The organism is Clostridium sp. C8-1-8 (genome assembly GCF_009928445.1).
GTDB lineage: Bacteria > Bacillota > Clostridia > Clostridiales > Clostridiaceae > Clostridium_AR.
In genome coordinates this window covers 28,349-51,090 of record NZ_JAABNO010000015.1, presented here as the reverse complement: position 1 = coordinate 51,090, position 22,742 = coordinate 28,349, and the positions used below count along the sequence as shown (strand labels likewise).

Here is a 22,742-nt window from a genome sequence, read left to right as displayed (position 1 = left end):
TATGTTTTACCTTTATGATGGAATTTTTAGTATAAAAAAAGCACTTATATGCAATGTAAGCATGATAGTATTGCTTATGATTATATTTTCTTCTTCAATAACAATAGAGAATAGATTCAGCCAATACCAATATGTCTGTGATGTTATAAATAAACTTCCCTCTTCTGATAGTATTTTTCAACTTACATCTACAATTGATCAAAATATCTTTTCGAAGGAGATTACAAATGTAAATTACAATACCTTTATAAATGAGTTATCAACTGGTCTTAAAATAAAGAATATCAGTCACTATTATGCTAAAGATTATCAATTTACTTCAAATAAAAAGAGGATACAGATTAATACTCTTATAATTGATGATAAAATTCAAGAATATTTTAAAATTGACCTTTTATCAGGTAGGTATTTTACTCATTCTGATTTTAATTCTTCTGAGGGAAATCATATTCCAATAATACTAGGGTATAATTATTCGAAATTTCTAAAGTTAGGTGACAATTTGGCCATAGGGAACAGAACCTATAATATAATTGGATTTATAAAACAGTACTGCCCTTCACCTTTGGGTAATGCCATTTATAATCATGATGCTGTAGATTTATTGGATAATAGAGCTCTAACTCCAATGACTGCTGAGCTTAATAATATATCTTTACGAGATCAGATCTTTTACAACAGCTTTTTGATAGAATTCAAAGATAATGCTTCCTCATCATACCTTCAGAACAAAGTTAAAGAAGCTACAAATAAACTAAGTATGTTTAACTATTCCTATTATGTTAATAAACCTAAGGATGTAAGAAACAATTTTTTTAATGAAAAGTATAACATACCATATTCACTAACACTAAATATTATAGTTTTATTTATTTCCACTTTAACTTTTATAGGCTGTATCATAAGTGAACTGTACCATAATAAAAATGATTTAGTTATAAAACTATCTTTAGGAGCTAGTAATAATCAAGCTTTCACAGGTCTTATAATTAAGTTTATACTAGAAAGCTTTATTTCTATAATTCTGAGTTTTATTGCTATAAGAAAATATTCTAATGCAAATGTACTCCAAGCTCTTGATCAAGATAGTTCAGTACAATTTGATCAACATAATTATGCTGTGAATTTTTCTTTTTTAACTGTTCTTGTTGTAGTAGCATTGTTAGGTCTTATAGTGGTTACGATAAGTCATCGGATTATATTATCCATGGAAAAGAGTCATCTTAAAGAAACAATCTCTAAAGATACAAGTTTTGAATCAAAGGATTGTGATCTATTAGGAGAGTTCAGCGTTTTTGATAATGTTATGCTTCCTTTAATTTATCAAAGGATTAAACCTACTGAAAGAGAAGGTATTGTTTTAGTGGCACTAAAGCAACTTAATCTTATGCAATGCATAGGTAAATTACCGAAAAATCTTACTTCGGATGAAAAGAAACGTACCTGTATTGCGAGAAATCTAGTGAAAAATAAAACACAAAAAGACACTAATAAGATTAGACATTAGCTGACTGTCTTATTAGTGTCTTATATTAATTAAAATCACTAAATTAATATCATTAATAATGTAATATGATAAAATCCTATTAATTATTTGCTTAAGCTTATAAAGGCCAGGTTACTAATAACCTATTGTCAATACAGACATTTAACAGCACCTATAGTCATAATTGCTATAACTATCACACCTTAAACTCACTTATACTATTTTCTAATCTATCAGAGCTTTCTTTAGTATTTTTGGCTTCATTAACTAAAGTATTTATACTATCAACCATAGCTATAGTTTTCTCCGCTATACTAGTAGAGCCAATTGCTCCATCATTTGCCGCACTAGTTATTTCATTTATGGTTGTTACCATATTATTTATAGATCTTGCTAACTCCTCTGAAGTAGTTGAAAAATCTGTAACTAAGCCTTCTACGAAAACTGCATCTTCTCTATACTGTTCACCAGTCTGTACAAAAGTCTTATAATCTTGAAAAACTGTATTATCCATAAATTCCAGCATATCTTGGGAATTTTCCGCTAGCTCATCCACTGATTCAATAACCTGCTTAGTTATATTTTGAATCTCTGTTGCAGCGTTTTGAGAATTTTCTGCTAGAGATCTTACCGCATCTGCTACTACAGAGAATCCCTTTCCAGCTTCTCCTGCACTTGCTGCTTCTATAGCAGCATTTAAAGCTAACAAATTAGTTTGAGCTGATATTTTTAATATTGTTTCAGATAATATTTTAATTTTTTCAATGGACTTTGATTTTTCTATAGATACAATCATGTTTTTTTGTGTTTTATCATATATGTCTTTAGCAAACTTTTGTGAATTTACAGCCTTTGCCTTCAACTCTTCAGCCCTTAGTTTTATTTCTCTAGATGCCAGCTTTCCACTTTTAGCTTTTTCTGAAGTTTCTTCTACCTTTGATTCTATAGCTGAAGAAGTTTCATTCATTTCATAAGCAGAAGCAGAAGTTTGTTCTAAGCCTGCTGATAACTCTTCAGTAGTTGAAGATATACTTTCTATGTCCACATTAAGCCTATTTAGTCTCTCATTTATAGTATCTACATTACTTTCAATAGCCTTAGTTTCTTCTATAACATTACCTACTATACCCTTGATACCACTCTGCATAGACTCAACTACTTTACTAATCTGTCCAATCTCATCTTTTCTTGCTAGAAGTTTATTATTCATCTTTATACTAAAATCTCCTGAAGAAAATGCCGCTATATCTTTCTGCAAGATTTCCAAGTCTTTTGTTATGTATTTTGCAATTCTGATAGCAATAAATACTCCAATTAATATTAGAATTAAACTAAAACCTGCTATGTATATAGCCATTTCTGTGAGCTGCTTTAATACATCTTCTTGTGCTATACCAACGAACCACATTCCTACTATATTTCCACTATCATCTTTCAATGGTACGTAGTGTGATTTTACTTCATTCCCTTGTATATTTACTTTGCCGTCATAAGTTTTACCGTCTTTTATAACTGTATTCACAACATCAGAATTTGCCTTAGTACCAACACTTCTATTGCCATCTTTATCTTTAATGTTAGTAGCTATTCTTGTATCCCCCATAAAAATAGTAGCATACATGCCTGTCTTTTCTTTGACCTCGTCTATTACAGAAGAATCATTATTTATAATGTTTTCCCCTTTATATAACTTACCATCCTGAACCTTCCATTGTCCTTGATACTTTTTATCCAGAATCAATAACCCCATATTTGAGTTTGTATTAAGCTCACTTTGTATCTTCATATCAATAATATTAGTAACCTTAAGATAAATAATTCCACCTAACAACGAAGAAAACAAAACAAGAGTAATAGAAATGATTAAAGATATTCTCCCCTTTAATTTCATCTAGTATCCCCTTTCCAAAAGTGTATAACTTTCTATATACTTCAAAGTATATAGTCATTTTATCGTAAAACTTCTATATTTCTTTACTTATATGAAAAATGTGTTACTTTTCTATAATTAATCCAAAATTGAAGTGAATTTTTTGTAGAAAGAAATAATATTTTGTTATATACTGTTGATAGCAATCACTATATATACATTATTCTAAGTTTTCTGACTTTTCAAAAAAATAAATTTTATTTGGGGTGAACTTATATGCTTAAATTTCTAAAAATCAATAATTTAAAATTAGGTGCTAAGATGAGTATTATTATGCTAGTGCCTGTATTATCATTGTTTTTTGTTTCAGCAGTATCGCTCTTAAACATTGATAGTCTAACAAAAAAACTAGTCTCAAATCTTTATGATGAGACACACCTAAGTGAATATTGGTTATTAAATGCAGACCGAGATTTTTACCAAGCTATATCCGCTGTATCCGAACTTCAGTCTATTGATGCTTCAGATGATGTCAGTAAGCTAAAAAGCACCTACGATGAAAACGTAAAACAAACTTACGAAAGGGTTAATAAAGCTAAGGACATATTGCTTAAGGATCAAGCTAATATAAGTAAGCTGACTCATAAGGATTCTAATTTGAACACATTTCAGTTATTTGAAAAATTTGATAAAGACTTCAAATCGTGGACAAGTCTTTATGATTCTCAAAATAACTCTATCAAGGACAAAAAGCAATTCTATGCCACCTTCGATTCGGCAAGGGGCAATATTAATCAAATAGAGGAAATCCTTGATGATTACGCCAAGACTGTTATATCCAATAGCAGTTCATCTGTGAAAAGTGTAGAAGGGATTATATTAACAACTTCTTTAATAACATTAACTTTATCCTTACTCCTTGGAATAGCTTTGATAATTAACATTAATAGAAGAGCAAAGCTTGCAATCTCTTTGATTAATAAAACAGCAGAACTTGATCTTATATATGATGATAGCTATACAAAGTATCTAGAAGACAAAGATGAATTTGGGCAAATAATAATAGCTGAAGGTGCATCCAGAAAAGAATTCAGACAAGTTCTAAGTGATGTTATTACTTCCACTAAGTCTGTTAATGAAATGGTAGAAAGTTCAAATATAAATATGGTAAGTCTAGGTGCAGAGCTTGAAGAAATATCAAAAACCGTGGAGCAACTATCTGCTGGAATGGAAGAAACCTCTGCCGCTACTGAAGAAATGAATGCTTCTACCGTAGAAATAGAAAAAGCAGTTGAAAGTATTGCAACAAAATCAGAAGATGGAGTTTCCTCTTCAAAAGAGATAAGCTTAAGAGCAACTACATTAAAATCTGAAGCTATTGAGTCTCAAAAAGATTCTAAGCTAATGACAGTGACATTAGATAAAAACCTTAAAACATCTCTTGAAGAAGTAAAGGCTGTAGAGCAAATCAACTCCCTTACTGCTAGTATATTGGAAATATCTTCTCAAACTAACTTGCTTGCATTAAATGCCGCTATCGAAGCTGCAAGAGCTGGAGAGTCTGGCAAAGGTTTTGCAGTTGTAGCTGATGAAATAAGAAAGTTAGCTGAAGTTTCAAAGCAAAGCGCCATGCAGATTCAAACAGTTACAGATTTAGTAATAAATGCAGTTAATAAGCTTAAAGATAGCTCTGTAGATGTGTTAGCTTTCATTGAAAAGCAAGTTATTCCTGATTATAAAAAGCTAGTTACTACTGGGGATCAATATAATGTTGATTCATTAACCTTTAATGATTTAGTTACGGACTTAAGCTCTACTGCTGAGGAACTTCTAGCTTCAATCCAAGATGTTAATAGATCAATTGACGAAGTAAGCCATGCAACCAATGAAGGTGCTTCTGGCATGACTACAATTGCTGAAAAGACAAATACTATTGTTGACATGGCAGGCGAAGTCATAGATCAATCGAATAAATCAAAGGAAAATGTTGAAAAACTTATGTCTATAGTATCAAAATTTAAGATATAAAGCTTTAAGCTATTTGATTAAAGAGACTATCTGTAGGATTAACTTTCTCAATAGTCTCTTTAAATCATTAATCTTTAAGTATTTGGTGATTTCTAAGTATAACTTTCCCTCCTCTCCAACTAAAAGCTCTATCTTTATATCGTCTCATAAATTCTTTATTGGATATTTCCTCAAGTTCCTCTAATTCGATTCTATACTTTAAATCATTTCTAAATTCCTCTAAATTAGTTTCTTCAATTTTTCTATTATGTGGACAAACATCCTGACACACATCACACCCCCATATCATATCTGTCTTTTTTAGTATCTCAGTCTCTTCTTCTGATAGTTCACCTTTCTTTTGAGTTATATAAGATCTACATCTTAGCGGATCAATAGTAAAATCTCCTAAGATACACTGCCCTGGGCATCTTTTTACGCAAGTAAAGCACTGAAAGCAAGTTCTATCTTGAGGTTTATCCACTTCAAATGGATAGTTATTTAATATGTACCCGATAAACACATAAGAACCATATCTATCAGTTATTATGTGATTATTTATCCCCCAGAATCCCAATCCAGCTCTATAAGCTAAATATCTATCACTTAGAGGACCAGTATCAACAAAGGCCTTATAATTAAAACCTTCAAGGCTTTCACTTAAAAAACAGCCAATTTGCTCTAATTTTTTCTTACCTATAACATGATAGTCTTTGCTGAATGCATATTTAGATATATTGGCTCCTTCTCTTTCCCCTATATAGTATGGAAACAAGCACACTATTACAGATTTACAATCATGTAAAGTCAAATTGGGATAAACTCTTTTTTCAATATCTTTTTCTTCGAAGCCAGTTATTTTACCTTTAGCAATTTGTTTTCTCCAAAGTTCTTCGAAATCAAGATAAGGTCCTGAAGGCGCAATTCCTACACACTCTATTCCAATAGACTTACAAAAATCTATAAGCTTTTCTTTCACTCTAATCATTCCTTTACTTGTATATAGAAAAATAAGCATACTAGTTATTCAAGATAAAGTATCATCTTACCTATAGGTATACTTTACGAAAACTTAATTTATGAATACCCTATAATCACGGCTTCTGGGAATTATCGGGCATTTATAAAGCAATAGTTAAGTTGGATACCTATATAATTATAAAGTGATCTTAATGTAAATTATTAATTCAAATTAATAAATCCTTAATTAGCTTTATTATTTCCATATTATAAAAAAGATAAGCATGTAGACTTTTAACTACTTACTTATAGTTTTTATTGACACTTTCTTGTACTTTTTATAAAAGCAACCTTAAATTACTATAATTATAGAATTTCTTTACATTTTATTTATTTTGTACATATGCTAAAATTGAGTATATTTCAATCCAGATGTCTAAGTTTCGCAATAACTATTAATTAATTATAAGGAGATTTTAATATGAAAAAAGAGGCAAACTCTAAGTTTTTCTTAGCTGCGGTAATTTTTATTGTTCTGATCACACTAGCTGTTCACTGGCTATTTTTATTCCCTTTAACTTTAGGATTTATATCAACAACTTTATTTGTTTCAATAGCCATTATTTTTCTATCAGTCTTAGCTAGACTAATTCTAAGAAACAAGAAGGTAGTAGTTATTATACCTATAATTATTTTAGTATTCCTGGGGTACTGCCTAATATCTAGTGGCATATTTAGAGCCAAAGATTACAAAAACCTAATTGGTACAATAAAAGAAGAAACCTTCTCTAAAGATATTTCGCCAATAGATATAACTCAACTACCTGTAGTAGACAAGACATATGCAGAAAAACTGGCTGAAAAGAAGCTTGGAGAAGCTGGAGCTATAGGTAGCCAAGTAACTCCAGGAGAGCCTGTAAAACAAATTGTTAAAGATAAACTTTGCTGGATTGTTCCGTTATTGCACTCAGGCTTCTTCAGTTGGTCAAGCAATCGTGAAGGTACTCCAGGATATATAGTAGTAAGCGCTACAAATGCTGATGATGTAACTTTCGTTAAAGAACTTAATGGCAAGCCTATACATTTAAAATATCAGCCTAATGCTTTTTTAAGCGATGATCTTCTAAGACATACTTATTATCAAGGCAATGAATTTGTAGGTTTAACTGACTACTCTTTTGAAATTGATGATAATGGTGCTCCTTATTGGGTTATAACTAGATACAAAAACACTATAGGTTTTTCTGGGGAAAAAGTGTTAGGTACAGCTATAGTAAATGCACAAACTGGAGAAGTAAAAAATTATGATATAAATAATACTCCTAGCTGGGTAGATAGAATTCAACCAGAAGATATAGTTAGAAAACAATTAAACCTCTATGGAGAGTATATAAAGGGATTTCAGTGGTTCACCAAGAACAATAAGCTTAAGACTACTGAAGGTGGAGAAATAATTTATGACAAAGGTAACTGCTATTACTATAACGGATTAACCTCTGTAGGTAAGGATAGTGCTACTATAGGTTTTACTTTGACAAATACAAAAACTCATCAAACAACCTTATACAAAACTTCTGGTGCTACTGAAGAGGCAAGTATAAAATCAGCTGAGGGTAAAGTACAGAACATGGGTTACAAAGCAACTTCGCCAATATTAATCAATATAGAAAATGTTCCAACCTACTTTACAACACTTAAAGATAAAGATGGTATTGTAAGAATGTATGGAATGATAAGTGTACAAGACTATAATATCGTAGGAGTTGGCGAGACAACTAAACAAACCTTATCAGATTATACAAAGGCACTTACTGGTAAAGGCAATCTTTCATCCTTGAATTCTTCAGGTAAGATAAATCATGAACAAGCTACAGTATTGAGAATTGGCCAGGAAATTACTGATAAGACAACCTTCTACCATATCATAACTAAGGAAAAACCAGATGTTATATTCGTTGTAAGTGCAGATGCATCTGGTGAACTAGCCTTAACTCAAGCTGGGGATAAGGTAGAACTTGATTATATAGATGCCGATGGCGTTGTTATAAATGCAACTGGATTTGACAATCTAGAGTTTTCACAAAGAAAATCTGATACTCAGAAAAAAATAGAGAAAGAAAATAAGACTTCTACAGAAAAGAAATAATTTTCATTTTTGTCTGTATTAAAAATAAGCGGTTATTCATGCTGTGCTTATATGAGCTATCAGAATTAATATGAATTATATTTATAATTCATATTAATTCTGATAGCTCACTCATATAGTATTTATTTAATAACCCCTTATTTTGAACAATATCCTTAAACATAGTCTAACCTTAAAAATATCCTTATCACAATCTTGAGACTTAAATATACTTGCTAAAATTACTTCTCTATCCTTTTGATCTTAATTATTATTTTTCAACTCTAACTTTTCTATATCTTTAGTGACTTTTACACTATACCATACTAATACAAAGCAATAACTTATCATGAATAGAAATATAAAAGCAAAATGTATCCTACATAAAAACATAAATATTACATTAATAATAAGAGTCCATATTCCCATATCAATTAGATGTTTTCCTGCTATCTTTGCAAGAGTATCTCTATCATATTTTTTCGTTCCATCATAATATGAAAGTATTTCTATCTTTTTTAACTTATACACAATAATTCCCAAGGAAATAAATAATATGCTACAAGCTATAAAAATTATAAAAACTAAAGTCATAACATTCCCCCATAAAATTCTATATAAACCATTTAAAACCTAGTGCCTCAAATAGTCAATAGCAATATTGGCGATTAAATAATAAAAGAACCACTAAAGCAACTTTATTTAGCGATTCTTTTGTTTATCTATCATTCCAATACATCTTTGAAAAGTTTGGTATGACAATGATATTTATTTTTTCATTCCAGTATAAACTAAAATGGCATCTCTTAAAAACGCTGCTGTCCCAGGCTGCTCTTTATCATAAAATTCTCTAAATCTTTCATCCTCTACATACATTTGCGCAACTCCTGCATGTGCTTCCTTGCTATACTTATCCCAATAAAAACTAAGCCACTGTTTATGAAGCTCTGCAGCCTTTTGGGCAAGTTCTCCTGCTGGATCTCCTGTTGCAAAAGCTTTGGAAAGAAGTTCTATAACTTCATTTCCTAACTTAGTAACTTCTTCATATTCTTCTTCAGTCATTCCCTTAAGCTTAGTATTTGATTTATTAATTGTGTCATCACCATATTTATCTCGTATTTCTTTCCCATATTTCTCTTCATTATCATCTATAAGCTTTTGTTTGAACCCTTCAAATTTTTCTTTATCTTTCATTGTAATTACTCCTTCCATTGCTTTTAAAGTTTTATCAACATTGTCTAATAATAGATCCAGTTGAGCCTTTCTCTCAAGAAGCTTTTGCTTATGCTCTTTCAGTGCCTTTGCCCTATCAAAAGCAGGGTTAGTTATTATATCCTTTATACTTTCTAAATCTACACCTAACTCTTTATAAAAAAGTATTTGCTGCAGTTTATCCACCTCTTCTTGACCATATATACGATATCCTGATGAGTTGATTCTTGCCGGCTTTAGAATTCCAATCTCATCATAATATCTTAGAGTTCTTGTACTTATCCGCCCTAGTTGTGCTAACTTTTGCACTGTGTACTCCACAACATCACCTCCTGATATTATTAATATAAACTTTTACGTTGCGTTAATGTCAATACTAAAAATAAACTTTTATTTCTCTATTGATAAAATTATATCTAGTTAAGATTACTAGCTTTAATGCATAGTAAAAGAATCACTGAAGATATCTTCTTCAGTGATTCTTTTACAAATCTTCCTTAATTCTAATTAACTTTATATTTTGAAGTCATCTCCATTAAGTTTATCGTACTTTCCTTAGATAATTGAGTATTATCTTTAACTTTTGTAGCACTTGATAAAACATCTTGTGCCTTAATCATTATATCTTGAGTACCCTCTGCTATAGAATCACTTGCCTGAGATACCTGCTCTATGATACTAGATATATTTGATGATGAAGAGAGTAACATCTGGAAGGTACTCCTAATATTCTTTATAAGATTTTCAACCCTAGTTGCATCTTCCATATAGTACTCCCCAGTTTGAACCATAGACTCATAGTCATTTATAACTTGATTATCAATAAACCCTAATAGCTCGTTTGAAGATTCCACAATATTCTTAGATGCCACCATAACTTCTTCTGTGACAACCTTTATTTCTCCAATAAATTTACTTGAGTTTTCAGCTAATACTCTTATCTGATCAGCTACAACTGAAAATCCCCTTCCTGCCTCTCCAGCTCTTGCAGCCTCAATAGCAGCATTTAGTGCTAAAAGATTAGTTTGGTTTGCTATAGCTAGTATAGAATTTGATAATACTGCGATCTTATCAACGGTTTTTATCTGTTCCATTGCACTTAATAACTTTTTCTGTGTCAACTCATAAACATCATCAGCGTTCTTCTTTGAATTTACTGCATTTACCCTTAGAGTTTTAGCTCTACTCATAATATTTTCAACTAAAATTGCATCGTCGTTAACTTTCAAGGTTGCCTTTTCTATATTATTTTCTATCTCTTTAGAAAATCCACTAATTTCAATTGTAGATGCAGCGGTTTCCTCTGTTACTGCAGATAGCTGTTCTGTTATAGATGCAACCTTCTCTATATCCTTAGATAATACTTCCATACTATTTGTTGTAAAAATAACTGTATCTGAAATATTATTTGATTCACTAACTGTTCCTAAAGCTATATTTTTCAATGCATTTTTCATGAGCAGTATAGCTTCAGATATTTCTCCTAAATCATCGTTGGAGGTTGTACTTATATTTACGGTTAAGTCTCCCTCAGAAATTGTTTTTATTACAGTAACCATATCTCCTAATCTGTTCTTTACAATCTTATGGAATCTCAAGAGACTAAACACCGTCACATATAAGATAGCAACAGAGATTACGCCATAGTGTATAATTATATTATTCTTATCTAGTATATCAGTTATGCTAGCATAGCTAATACTAAAGAACGCTGTAAAACAAAGCCAGAATATAACAATTGCTAACATTGAAAACTTTGTTGTGAGCTTAAAATCCTTCTTTTCCTCATTATTTCCACTTATATTAGAGAAAACTTGGTTAGATAGAATATTATAGTTAATAGCCTCAGCTCCAAAATAATTTATAACAAAACCTAATGGGGCTGCCATTATAGCAGCTGCCGCACACACTATAAGTCTAGAACTAGTTATTTCAGTAAAAACTCCTGCAAACACAGGTACTAGCATTACTCCATATAACCATCTTATAAAAGTATAAATACCTTCTTTAAATGGATATCTTAATAAAGTTGCTCTATGATATCTAATCTTTTCCTCAGTTAAGGCTTCATAATGGTTTAAGTCACTTTCAATCTTTCTATAAAATAACTTATTTAAAATACCATGAATTAAAGTTATTACCGTTGCCATCGTAAGTCCAAAAAAATAGCCTAATATAGCAGAGGAACTTTCAGAGTATTTCCCAAGAATTAATATTATGTACGCTACCAGTGGAACTGGAACTATATAGGTAAAAACTTCAATACTAGCCACTGATCTAAAAAATAAATTTTTATGATTATTCAACTCATCAATCCTCCTTTTGTTTATTATCGTTGATTATCAATTAATATTTAAGTATTTCCTTGAGGAATTTATACTTTATTTGATAATGTTACTAAAGTTAAACTCAATATGGCAATACTATAACTTAACCTCAATATTGTATAAAAAAGCAAAACTTCAAGTAATTATACTATAATAAGTTACAAAAGTAAAAAGCTGTACATAGAGTTACTCTAATGCACAGCTTTTTATATAATGTTCGTCCAAAAACATTTTCTTATAATATACTTATTATCCTTAAGAATCGTAGTAATCTATATGATTACTTTATATATATCTTTATCTATCTATAACTTTCTTTTTCCCCATAAAGGTCATAAGCTGATCCATATATGGGTATGCTTCCATGTCCCCTTGAACAAGAGTTGCCATTGCTCCAACTCCATTTCCTTGCTTACCACACTCACCTAAGCTTAGGCCTTTCAGAACTCCTGATAAGAATCCAGCTGCAAAACCATCTCCAGCCCCAGCAGAATCTATAAGCTTTTCTATTTTGAAGCCTTTAACGTAAACAGCTTCATCTTTGTTAGCTACATAACAGCCTTCTGCTCCTAGCTTTACCGCTACTATCTTAGCTCCCATTGACATAAACTCGTCTGCTATCTCTTTTTCATCACTAGTTCCTAAAAGTAGCTCCCCTTCATCACATCCTGGGAAAATTATATCAGCCATCTTTGCCATTTCTAAAAGTACAGGCTTAGCTTCTTCAATCGTCCACAACTTTAACCTTATGTTAGGATCAAAAGAAACTGTTATTTTATTTTCTTTTGCTATCTTAAGAACCTCAAACACCATGGCCCTAGCACTTTCAGATAAAGCTGGAGTAATACCAGTAACATGAATTATCTTAGCTTTTTTAATGTAATCCACATCTATATCTTGTACAGAAAGTCTACTTGCTGCAGATCCTTTTCTGTAGTAATAAACACTTGGATTGTCTCCACCTATTCTTTCCTTAAACATAATACCAGTATTTGCTTCGTTATCAAGCTTAACTCTAGAGGTATCAACGCCCTCGCCTCTTACTACATTGAGGATTTGTCTTCCAAATTCATCATTTCCTAACTTTGAAAACCACGCTGTATCATGTCCAAGTCTTGCAAGAGCTACCGCTACATTAGAATCTGCTCCTCCTACTGACTTGCCAAAACTATTAACATATCTTAATGGTCCATTAGATTCAGGATTGAAAAGAACCATAGTTTCACCAAAAGTTAATACTTCCATCGTGCTTACACCATCTCTCAAATAATCTTTAGAAATAATATTATATTTCTCTTGCTTTATTTAATGCATCAACAAACTTTTTAGCAGTTTCAGTAACTAAAGCATAGTCGCCAGTCTTTGCTCCTTTAGTTAGATCAGAACCTGTTCCAACAGCTACTGCTCCAGCTTTTACCCAATCCTTTATGTTTTCTAAGTTAACTCCGCCTGTAGGCATGAAGTTAGCTTGTGGCAAAGGTCCTTTGAAGGAACTTATTATTGAAGGCCCATAAGCATTTCCTGGGAAAACCTTTAGAACTTCAACACCATATTCAAGTGCAGCAACAGCTTCCTTAACAGTCATTATTCCTGGCATTACTGCTACTCTATATCTATTGCATAGCTTAACAGTTTCTGCATCAAAGTAAGGACTTACTATAAATTCTGCTCCAGCAAGAATACATGCTCTAGCTGTTTCTGGATCTAGAACTGTACCTGCACCTATTATTAAATCTTCATTCTTATAAATCTCTGATATCTCTTTTATTATCTCTACTGCTCCAGGCACTGTCATTGTAATTTCTAGAGCCTTTATTCCGCCTTCTTTTACTGCATCTATTATCTTTATAGCCTGTTCCTTAGACTCCGCTCTTATAACAGCTACTACACCGCATTCAGTTATTTTTTGAATAGTTTGTATTCTTTTCATTTAGTCCTCCTAATATTTATAGATGTAATACCTACTAATAAAATATCTTGGGATACGCTACTTTAAGAGATTACTATTGCTTTAAAGTACAAATGGCAGAAGTATTTATAAAGTAAAGTATTTATAAAAAGCAGCGTATGCTTATATATTCATTTTTTTAATTTTCTTTATAGTGTTACACCGGTTTTAAATATTGCTAATTCTCTAAAATCATTTTTTTCATTGTTAGCAAGCTCTCCACTTGCTACACTTATAATATGATCAATAAATTCCTTTAAAACTTGCTCTGCATCTTTATCTTCAAGAAGACTTCCTGCATTGAAATCAATCCAGTGTGGCTTCAAATTGTATAGTTGAGTATTAGTTGATATCTTTAGTGTTGGAACATATGATCCAAATGGAGTTCCTCTACCAGTTGTAAATAGAACCATTTGACACCCTGCTGATGCTAAAGCAGAAGCAGCAACTAAATCATTGCCTGGTGCACTTAATAAGTTCAATCCTTTTTTCTTAAGGGTATCTCCATATTTAAGCACATCTATTACAGTAGCTGTACCAGCTTTTTGAGTACATCCTAAAGACTTATCTTCTAATGTAGTAATTCCACCGGCTTTATTTCCTGGTGAAGGATTTTCGTATACTGGTTGGTCGTACTTTATAAAGTATTCTTTGAAGTCATTAATTAGATGAACTACCTTATTGAAAACTTCTCCGTCTAAAGCTCTATCCATAAGTAGAGTTTCAGCTCCAAACATTTCTGGAACCTCAGTAAGTATAGTTGTTCCACCTTGAGCTACAAGGAAATCTGAAAATCTTCCCACTAGCGGATTAGCTGTTATACCTGAGAATCCATCAGATCCTCCACACTTAAGACCAACCTTAAGCTCAGAAAGAGGTACTTCTTCTCTAACATCATTCTTCATATTTTCATATAACTCTTTTAATAGCTTTACTCCTTCTTCAAGTTCATCTGATACTTCTTGACAAACTAGAAATTTAATTCTGCTTTCATCAAATTCACCTAAAGATTTCTTAAATTCAGCCATATTATTGTTTTCACAGCCAAGTCCTAGAACTAAAACTCCTCCAGCATTTGGGTGCTTAGCTGCATCTCCAAGAATAGTTCTTGTAGTTATATGGTCATCACCTAATTGGGAACATCCATAGTTATGCTTAAGAACTAAAGTATTGTCTATTTGTAGTTCTCCTACTTCCTTCTTAAGTCTATCTAGCATTCTCTCCGCAATACCATTAACACAGCCTACAGTAGGAACAATCCATAGTTCATTTCTTATTCCAACATTACCATTGGCTCTTTTATAACCTTTGAAGGTCAGATTTTTATGGTTATAAATGTTGTCAACTAACTTTTGATTGAAAGAATAATCTTTTATTCCATCAAGGTTTGTTTTCGTATTATGTGTATGAATCCATTGGCCTTCTTCTATAGCAGTTATAGCATGTCCTATTGGAAATCCATATTTAACAACATCTTCATTAAGATTTATTGCTTTTATAGCTATTTTATGCCCTCTCTTAATGTCTTCCTTTAGTGTAATAACCTTACCATCAACTTCTATACTTTGATCTTTATTCAAGTCCATTAATGCAACAACTACATTATCATTTTCATTTATTTTAAGAACACTTTTCATGAAATTACCTCTCTCTATTTATAATTACATAACTTCTTTAAGTGCTTCCTTAATTCCTAGTGTCTCTATCTTTTCAAGGTAATAAGTAACAGCATCTGTTAAGCCTTTTACTTCATTCAAGTTCATCTTCCAGTTCTTTTCATAGCCAAGAACTGTAGTAACTACTTGCCTTAAACCAGCTTCTGTTCCATCACAGCTACCCCATGCATTTTTGTATAAATCTAATATATCTGCATCGTCAGCTAAAGCTATAGCTTCTTCTCCTCTTTTGCCTTTATAGAACTCTATCAATGCTGCAAGTGAGAATACTAACTTCTTAGGAAGTTCTCCTTTTCTGTTTATGTATTGTAATAATGTAGGAAGATCTCTAGTTTCAAACTTTGACATTGAGTTTAGTGCAATACTCATTAGATAGTGATTTACAAATGGATTTTGGAATCTTTCAAGAACTGCATGAGCGAAATATTTTAATTCTTCTACTGGTAGATCCAAAGTAGGAATTATTTCGTCATATACAACACCTTTTATAAATTCACCTATTACTTCATGATCAACTGATTCACCAACTGTTTCTAATCCATATAGGTATGAAACTGGTACTAATGAAGTATGTGCACCATTAAGGATTCTAACCTTTCTTGTTCTATATGGAGTCATATCTTCAACAAATATAGTGTTTAATCCAGCTTTTCCTACTGGGAATTCATTTTCTATACATGCAGGACCTTCGATTACCCACAGATGGAATTGTTCACCAACATTTACTAGATTATCTTCATAACCTAATTCTTCGGTTATTTCTTTTATAGTATCTCTTGGATATCCTGGCACTATTCTGTCAACTAAGCTTCCGCAGAAGGTATTAGCTTCATTTATCCAGTTTACAAATGCTTCTCCTAAGTTCCAAAGTTCAGCAAATTTAAGAACTATTGCTTTAAGCTTCTCACCATTTTTCTCTATAAGTTCACATGGTATTATTATCAAGCCCTTTTCCTTAGCTCCATCAAAAGCTTTGAATCTGTTATATAATAATGCAGTTAACTTTCCTGGGAATGTCTTTTGTGGTCTGTCTTCTAACTTATCATTTTCATCAAAAGCTATTCCAGCTTCTGTTGTGTTTGATATTATGAATCTTAATTCTGGGTTTTCAGCAACCTTTAGATATTCGTCATATTGAGTATATGGGTTAATTCCTCTACTGATGCTATTTATAACTTCATGTTCTTTAACAGCTTTTCCATCTTTTATCCCTTGTAGGTAAAGAGTATATAAACCATCTTGTTCATTTAATTTGTCAACCATACCAAATTCTATAGGTTGAACTACAACAACGCTGCCATTAAAGCCAGCTTCTTTATTCATTTTATCTATTTGCCAATCTACAAAAGCTCTTAAGAAGTTTCCTTCTCCAAATTGTAAAACTTTTTCTGGATATTGTTTGTATTCTTTAAAATTTTCTTTATTTAATTTCATTTTCCGACTCCTCCATACACGTTTGTTCACGTGTGCAAAATAGTTTAAAAAATTTTTATTAACAATCTTTGTTATATTTATTTTCTCTACATTCACATTATAGCACCTAATGCACACGTTAACAATAAGTTTTATAAATATTTATTTCAATAATTTTAGAGACTTTATAAGTTTTTGATTATACTTTCCAATTTTGCTTGTATTTGTTTTAACAATATAGTTTTAAAGCAAAAATCTCACTGAAGTGAACTTCTTCAGTGAGATTTTTTGTGAATCTGCCTTTTCTGAATGTATATAATGAAAATCCAACAGGCTAATAAGATTTATCTACTGCCTATCCTAAATGGTTGTTCTTCACCCTTATATTACTAGGTTTATCTAGCATAAAATTATATATTTTCCTAGACTGCAAAAAACGAACCAAATTCTTTTAGTTCATTTTTTCTGTATTCTGTCAAAGCATCGGATGACTAACAACTTAATTTCAACAAGTTCCGTTAACACAGCCCTATTTTATAATTTAGCCGTTGATTCTCTTACGATAAGCTCAGTTTTAATATAAACTTTCTCACCTCTATATTCTTTGTTGTCTATTATATCTATTAACCTTCTACCACCTATTATACTTATTTCCTCCATAGGCCTTTTTACAGTAGTAAGAGCAGGTGTCGCATATTGGGCAAAATCTATATTGTCAAACCCAACCACAGAAATATCTCTTGGTACCGCAAGTCCATTTTCTGCAATTGCCTTTATAGCACCAATGGCCATATCGTCATTTGAACAAAAAACTGCTGTTGGTGGTGTTGACAAAGCTAATAACTTCTTCATAGCTTCATATCCACCTTTTATATCATAATTACCTCTTACCATATATTCATTCCTAACCGGAGCACTATACTTTATCAAGGCCTTTAAAAATCCATCTTTTCTTTTTTTGCTCGACTTAAACTCTTCTTTTCCTTCTATTATAGCTATGTTTTTATGGTTATTTTCTATTAGATACTTAGCAGCTTTATACGCGCCTTCCTCATCATCCGAAAGTATATTTATCAAAGAGTTTCCTTCCACTTCTCTATTCAATACTATAAGCGGTATTTGATTTTGCCATACATGATATATAAATTCGTTATCATTGTCACTTTGGCTCATAAGCACAATTCCATCAAACCTTTTGCTATTGATTCCTGAAAAATCCTTATAATCATCTATACCACGTACTACAAGATTATAATTTTCTTTTATTGCACTATTTACTCCTCTTACGATCTCATAGAAAAAACTAGGGGAAGTTCCCTTACTTATGCTAGAGAAAAATAAACCTATGGTATAAGATTTATCTAACACTAAACTCTTAGCGCTATAGTTAGGTACATAATTAAGCTCTGCAGCTAAAGATTTAATTCTACTCTTAGTTTCCTCATTTATAAGAGGACTATCATTTAGTGCTCTAGATACTGTAGTATGAGATACATTTGCCAATTTTGCTATGTCTTTTATCGTTATGCTCATGATTTCACCCTTTTTTATTTATTTACTTTATGTATATTTAATCAATTTCACTGTTATTTCCATTAGTATTTTATTAATAGTACCTTGTTAAGTCGCTATTCAATAATGGTGTTTAAATTAAGTGGTTAATGCTATTGTTATATAACCACTTAATTTAAACAATATTCTTAAACATATCCCTTGTTAAGAATATGATTAAGTACTACCATATACACATTCTATTTTGAATAAAATAGCCATCAAATTTTAGGTTAACAACATTATAACCCTATGTCAATACATTAGCAGCTACAATTAATTGAAAACGTGAAAATCTTTCAAAACTTTCCTATATCCTGTATTCATATCTGCTCACAACTTTATGTTATATAAATATAAAAGGCTACCAGAAATAGTATTTGTTAAAAGCCTTATTGAAATAAAAAAAATAAACGCAAGCACTTAATTATTTTAAATACTTGCGTTTTCATTAATTATAGAGATATTATATGTCAATTTAAATATATAATTAAAATAAGTAGCGGAAAATAGTATTTATAATTATATATTTTGTTTGACTAATTTATATAGTTGCATCACTTAACCTATGGAATTCACTATATCTATTTAGGAAGAAACGTTTTATTAGGTAACCTATTAGCACTATATAATTTGGTGGATTTATAATAACTTTTTATTGGTAGCTTACCTAAAAGCGTAACCTAGATATATACAACAACTGCTAACACTTATTTTATAGAAAAATAAGTAGGTCTATCAAGTTAAATATATATCTGATTAAGTGATTCAATTAGATATATTTATTTATACAGTTTTCTTTTCATATCTTCCTGCTTGAAGATCTGCAACTATATCTTTATATTTTTTGTCTGACAGTCCGTATAATACGCCTAGTACTATAGCAGCTATTATTAAAGCTATACAAGGATATAACATTAATAATCCCTTCATACCTAATAGAGTTTGAGCTGATTGTTTTACATTTGGAACATATCCTATTAATGCTAAACCAAAACCTGAAAGTGATCCAGCTATTGCTTGAGCTATCTTTCTTGAGAAGTTAAATGCTGAATAAGTTATACCTTCTCTTCTTTCACCTGTATGCCATTCACCGTAATCTATAACGTCTGAAACGAAGGCCCAAGTAGCACCGTTTGGTAGAGCTATTCCTATGAATGATATAGCCATAAGTATTGTAAATGGAACTATGTGAACTGGTAATATGAAGTTTAATCCATCAGCTATAAAGCTCATTGAGAATCCTAATATTGCTGTTTTCTTCTTTCCTAATTTCTTTACTAATGTAGGAATAAATAAAATTGCAACTATTGAACTACCTATTGTGAAGAAGTTTGTTCTAGATAAAAGTGCAGCGTTTCCTAGGTAATATTGACAGAAGTATACCATCATCGAAGTTTTTATGTTGTATGCTGATATTGAAAATACTGTCATAAGTATTAATGTTAATAATGGCTTGTTTGTAAATACTGCATTTGCAAAATCTTTTGGTCTTACTTTTTCATTACTTCTCTTAACTTCTACAACTTCTTTAGTATTTTTGAATGTTACAAAGAAGGATATTACACCTACTAGTGACATAATTCCAGCAGCTATAGGGAAGCCAATTTTCGAATCTGAAAAATGTGTAACTATTGGCATAAATGCAACACCTGTTATTAATAGCGCAGATACTGAACCTGCTTGTCTAAAGGAAGCTAGGTTTGCTCTATCTTGAACATCTTGAGTCATTACTGATGCTAATGATCCATAAGGAACATTAGTAAATGAGTACATTAGTCCCCATATCATATATGTAGCATATCCATATATTAATTTTTGATGAGCTGATGCTCCCACTGGTGTAGTAAAGGTTATCACAGTAAGGATAGCAAGTAATATACTTGAGAAAAACATAATTGGCTTAAATCTACCATTTTTACCTATATTCTTTCTTGAATCTATAGCTATACCTGCTATAGGGTCCATAAATGCATCAAATATCTTAGTGAATAGGAATATTCCACCTGCAGCAGTTGATGCTATTCCACATACATCTGTATAAAACTTAAGCAAATACGCTTGTCCAAGGTCAAACATAAAGCCATTACCAAAGTCACCCAGACCGTATGAAATCTTTTCTTTTAAAGTTAACTTACTCATACTAGTTACCTCTTTCTTAATATTATTTTATATTTTTAAAATTTTATAACTCTTGTTTAATTGTTTTTAATACCCACACTTAGCTTTTGATATAAGTTTTTCAATAACGTTTACACAAAATTATTTTATAATACCTTTTTATATTTGTTATCGAATAATATATATTGTGTATATATATTTGTCAACGTATGCAATGATATCTTTCCATTACTGCACACGTTAACAATTATATGCAAATTACACTGTTAATTTCTATAATTTAAAATACTCTTTAGCATTTCTATAAGATATATCTTGAACTATATTACCTAAAAGTTCTATATCAGCTGGAACTTCCCCATTTTCTACCCATTCGCCAATAAGATTACATACTATTCTTCTGAAATATTCATGTCTTGGGTAAGATAAGAAACTTCTTGAATCTGTAAGCATTCCTACAAATCTACTTAATAATCCAAGGTTTGCTAAAGCCTTCATTTGTTGAAGCATTCCATCTATGCTGTCGTTAAACCACCATCCAGATCCAAATTGTATCTTTCCTGGTATTCCACCACCTTGGAAGTTTCCAAGCATTGTTCCAAGAACATAATTATCTTTTGGATTTAGAGTGTACAGTATAGTCTTTGGAAGTAAATCTTCTCTGTTTAATGAATCTAAGAATCTTGAAAGTGCTTCTGCTACAGTTCCATCATTGATAGAATCAAAACCTGTATCTGCTCCTAGCTTATTAAACATTCTTGTGTTGTTGTTTCTAAGTGCTCCGATATGAAGCTGCATAGCCCAACCTAATTTATGATAAATCTTAGCTATAAAACCTAAAGTGTAAGTTTTATATTTCTTTTCTTCTTCAAAGCTTACAACTTCTCCCTTTAATGCCTTTGCAAATATCTCAGCAGCTTCTTCCTTAGTAGCATCTGCATATACTACTGTGTCTAAAGCATGATCTGATACTCTGCATCCAACTGAATGGAAGAATTCTACTCTTGAAGCAAAAGCTTCTAAGAAAATTTCGTAGTTAGCTATTTCTTTTCCTGAAACTTCTTCTAACTTTTTAACCCATGGTAAGAATGTAGCTCTATTTATCTCAATACCTTTATCTGGTCTAAAGGTTGGTAATACTTTCACATCAAAGCTTGTATCTTCCTTAAGCTTTATGTGATATTCAAGAGAATCTACAGGATCATCAGTAGTGCATATAGCTTCTACATTTGATTTTTTAATTAGTTCTCTTGCACTAAAATCTTCTCCACTAAGAATTTCATTAGCCTTGTCCCATATTTGAGGAGCTGTTTTTTCAGTTAAAGGCTCGTAAATTCCAAAGAATCTTTGAAGTTCTAAGTGAGTCCAATGATAAAGTGGATTACCTATAGCAACTTGTAATGTCTTAGCCCATGCTAAAAATTTATCATAGTCACTTGCATCTCCAGTGATAGTGTTTTCGTCTACTCCATTACTTCTCATTGCTCTCCACTTATAATGATCCCCGTATAACCAAACTTCAGTTATATTTTTAAATCTCTTATTTTCATAAATTTCTTTAGGGTTTAAGTGGCAGTGATAGTCAATGATTGGCATGTTTTTTGAATAATCATGGAACAATTTTACTGCTGTTTCATTGGATAACAAAAAATTTTCATCCATAAATTTTTTCATATTAATCACCCTACTCTTTATCAATCATTTTTAGAATTGTTCACGTGAACAATCATCTACAATGTTATTATAATCGTTTTCTTTCAAGAATACAATAGGAAAATGTTCACGTGAACAAAAAAATTGTGAAATTATTCACCACTGTAAGTTCTTCAAAAAAAAGTCAATGAAGCGACCTTCTTCAATGAACTTTTTTCGCATCTGCCTTTTCTGAACTTATGTGAAGAAATTCTGGCAGGCGTCTTAATTTTACTTTTTTATTCTTACCCTTATACGATTTTTATTAATGCACCCATATTTATACTCTATTTCATCAGAAGTATTATTTACTTAAGAATACTAAAAAAGTCACTGAAGCTACCTCCTTCAGTG

General features: G+C 31.3%; 15 protein-coding genes. 3 read left to right on the top strand and 12 right to left on the bottom strand.

What is annotated here, in order from left to right; translation table 11 throughout:
* The first annotated feature begins 1 nt into the window (after position 1).
* Positions 2-1,507, top strand: coding sequence for an ABC transporter permease (locus GXK57_RS15460; RefSeq protein WP_160678109.1), 1,506 nt, complete (start codon positions 2-4; stop codon positions 1,505-1,507).
* A gap of 175 nt (positions 1,508-1,682) precedes the next feature.
* Here GXK57_RS15460 and GXK57_RS15455 read toward each other — a convergent pair whose 3' ends face one another.
* Positions 1,683-3,377 (bottom strand): methyl-accepting chemotaxis protein, encoded by a 1,695-nt coding sequence (locus GXK57_RS15455; protein WP_160678107.1) that lies wholly within the window; start codon positions 3,375-3,377, stop codon positions 1,683-1,685.
* 255 nt (positions 3,378-3,632) lie between these two features.
* Here GXK57_RS15455 and GXK57_RS15450 point away from each other — a divergent pair, with 255 nt between their 5' ends.
* The gene (locus GXK57_RS15450) at positions 3,633-5,384 is read left to right on the top strand and encodes a methyl-accepting chemotaxis protein (RefSeq protein WP_160678105.1); all 1,752 of its coding nucleotides are present in this window, start codon (positions 3,633-3,635) and stop codon (positions 5,382-5,384) included.
* Positions 5,385-5,451: 67 nt separating this feature from the next.
* On the opposite strand, the gene queG is transcribed toward GXK57_RS15450, so the two are convergent.
* Positions 5,452-6,342: a tRNA epoxyqueuosine(34) reductase QueG gene (gene queG / locus GXK57_RS15445; RefSeq protein WP_160678103.1), complete on the bottom strand. Its 891-nt coding sequence runs from the start codon at positions 6,340-6,342 to the stop codon at positions 5,452-5,454.
* 462 nt (positions 6,343-6,804) lie between these two features.
* Between queG and GXK57_RS15440 the strand changes: the two genes are divergently transcribed.
* Positions 6,805-8,469, top strand: coding sequence for a cell shape-determining protein (locus GXK57_RS15440; protein WP_160678101.1), 1,665 nt, complete (start codon positions 6,805-6,807; stop codon positions 8,467-8,469).
* A 243-nt stretch (positions 8,470-8,712) separates the two neighbouring features.
* Here GXK57_RS15440 and GXK57_RS15435 read toward each other — a convergent pair whose 3' ends face one another.
* The 10 genes from GXK57_RS15435 to uxaC form a co-directional block, all read right to left on the bottom strand.
* Entirely contained in the window at positions 8,713-9,042 is a 330-nt protein-coding gene (locus GXK57_RS15435; RefSeq protein ID WP_160678099.1) for a hypothetical protein, read from the bottom strand.
* Positions 9,043-9,216: 174 nt separating this feature from the next.
* Positions 9,217-9,981, bottom strand: coding sequence for a MerR family transcriptional regulator (locus tag GXK57_RS15430; RefSeq protein WP_160678097.1), 765 nt, complete (start codon positions 9,979-9,981; stop codon positions 9,217-9,219).
* Between the two features lie 182 nt (positions 9,982-10,163).
* Positions 10,164-11,966 (bottom strand): methyl-accepting chemotaxis protein, encoded by a 1,803-nt coding sequence (locus GXK57_RS15425; protein WP_160678095.1) that lies wholly within the window; start codon positions 11,964-11,966, stop codon positions 10,164-10,166.
* Between the two features lie 318 nt (positions 11,967-12,284).
* The gene (locus GXK57_RS15420; protein WP_160678093.1) at positions 12,285-13,232 is read right to left on the bottom strand and encodes a sugar kinase; all 948 of its coding nucleotides are present in this window, start codon (positions 13,230-13,232) and stop codon (positions 12,285-12,287) included.
* A gap of 40 nt (positions 13,233-13,272) precedes the next feature.
* The gene (locus tag GXK57_RS15415; RefSeq protein WP_160678091.1) at positions 13,273-13,917 is read right to left on the bottom strand and encodes a bifunctional 4-hydroxy-2-oxoglutarate aldolase/2-dehydro-3-deoxy-phosphogluconate aldolase; all 645 of its coding nucleotides are present in this window, start codon (positions 13,915-13,917) and stop codon (positions 13,273-13,275) included.
* A gap of 167 nt (positions 13,918-14,084) precedes the next feature.
* Positions 14,085-15,572 carry an altronate dehydratase family protein gene (locus tag GXK57_RS15410; RefSeq protein ID WP_160678089.1) on the bottom strand — a complete coding sequence of 496 codons (1,488 nt, stop codon included), beginning with the start codon at positions 15,570-15,572 and terminating at the stop codon, positions 14,085-14,087.
* Between the two features lie 24 nt (positions 15,573-15,596).
* Positions 15,597-17,045 (bottom strand): tagaturonate reductase, encoded by a 1,449-nt coding sequence (locus GXK57_RS15405; protein WP_160678087.1) that lies wholly within the window; start codon positions 17,043-17,045, stop codon positions 15,597-15,599.
* 513 nt (positions 17,046-17,558) lie between these two features.
* Positions 17,559-18,557, bottom strand: a complete 999-nt coding sequence (locus tag GXK57_RS15400; RefSeq protein WP_160678085.1) for a LacI family DNA-binding transcriptional regulator — start codon at positions 18,555-18,557, stop codon at positions 17,559-17,561.
* 804 nt (positions 18,558-19,361) lie between these two features.
* Positions 19,362-20,717 (bottom strand): MFS transporter, encoded by a 1,356-nt coding sequence (locus GXK57_RS15395; protein WP_160678083.1) that lies wholly within the window; start codon positions 20,715-20,717, stop codon positions 19,362-19,364.
* Positions 20,718-20,969: 252 nt separating this feature from the next.
* On the bottom strand, positions 20,970-22,370 hold the full coding sequence (gene uxaC, locus GXK57_RS15390; protein ID WP_160678081.1) for a glucuronate isomerase: 1,401 nt from the start codon (positions 22,368-22,370) through the stop codon (positions 20,970-20,972).
* Positions 22,371-22,742 lie beyond the last annotated feature (372 nt).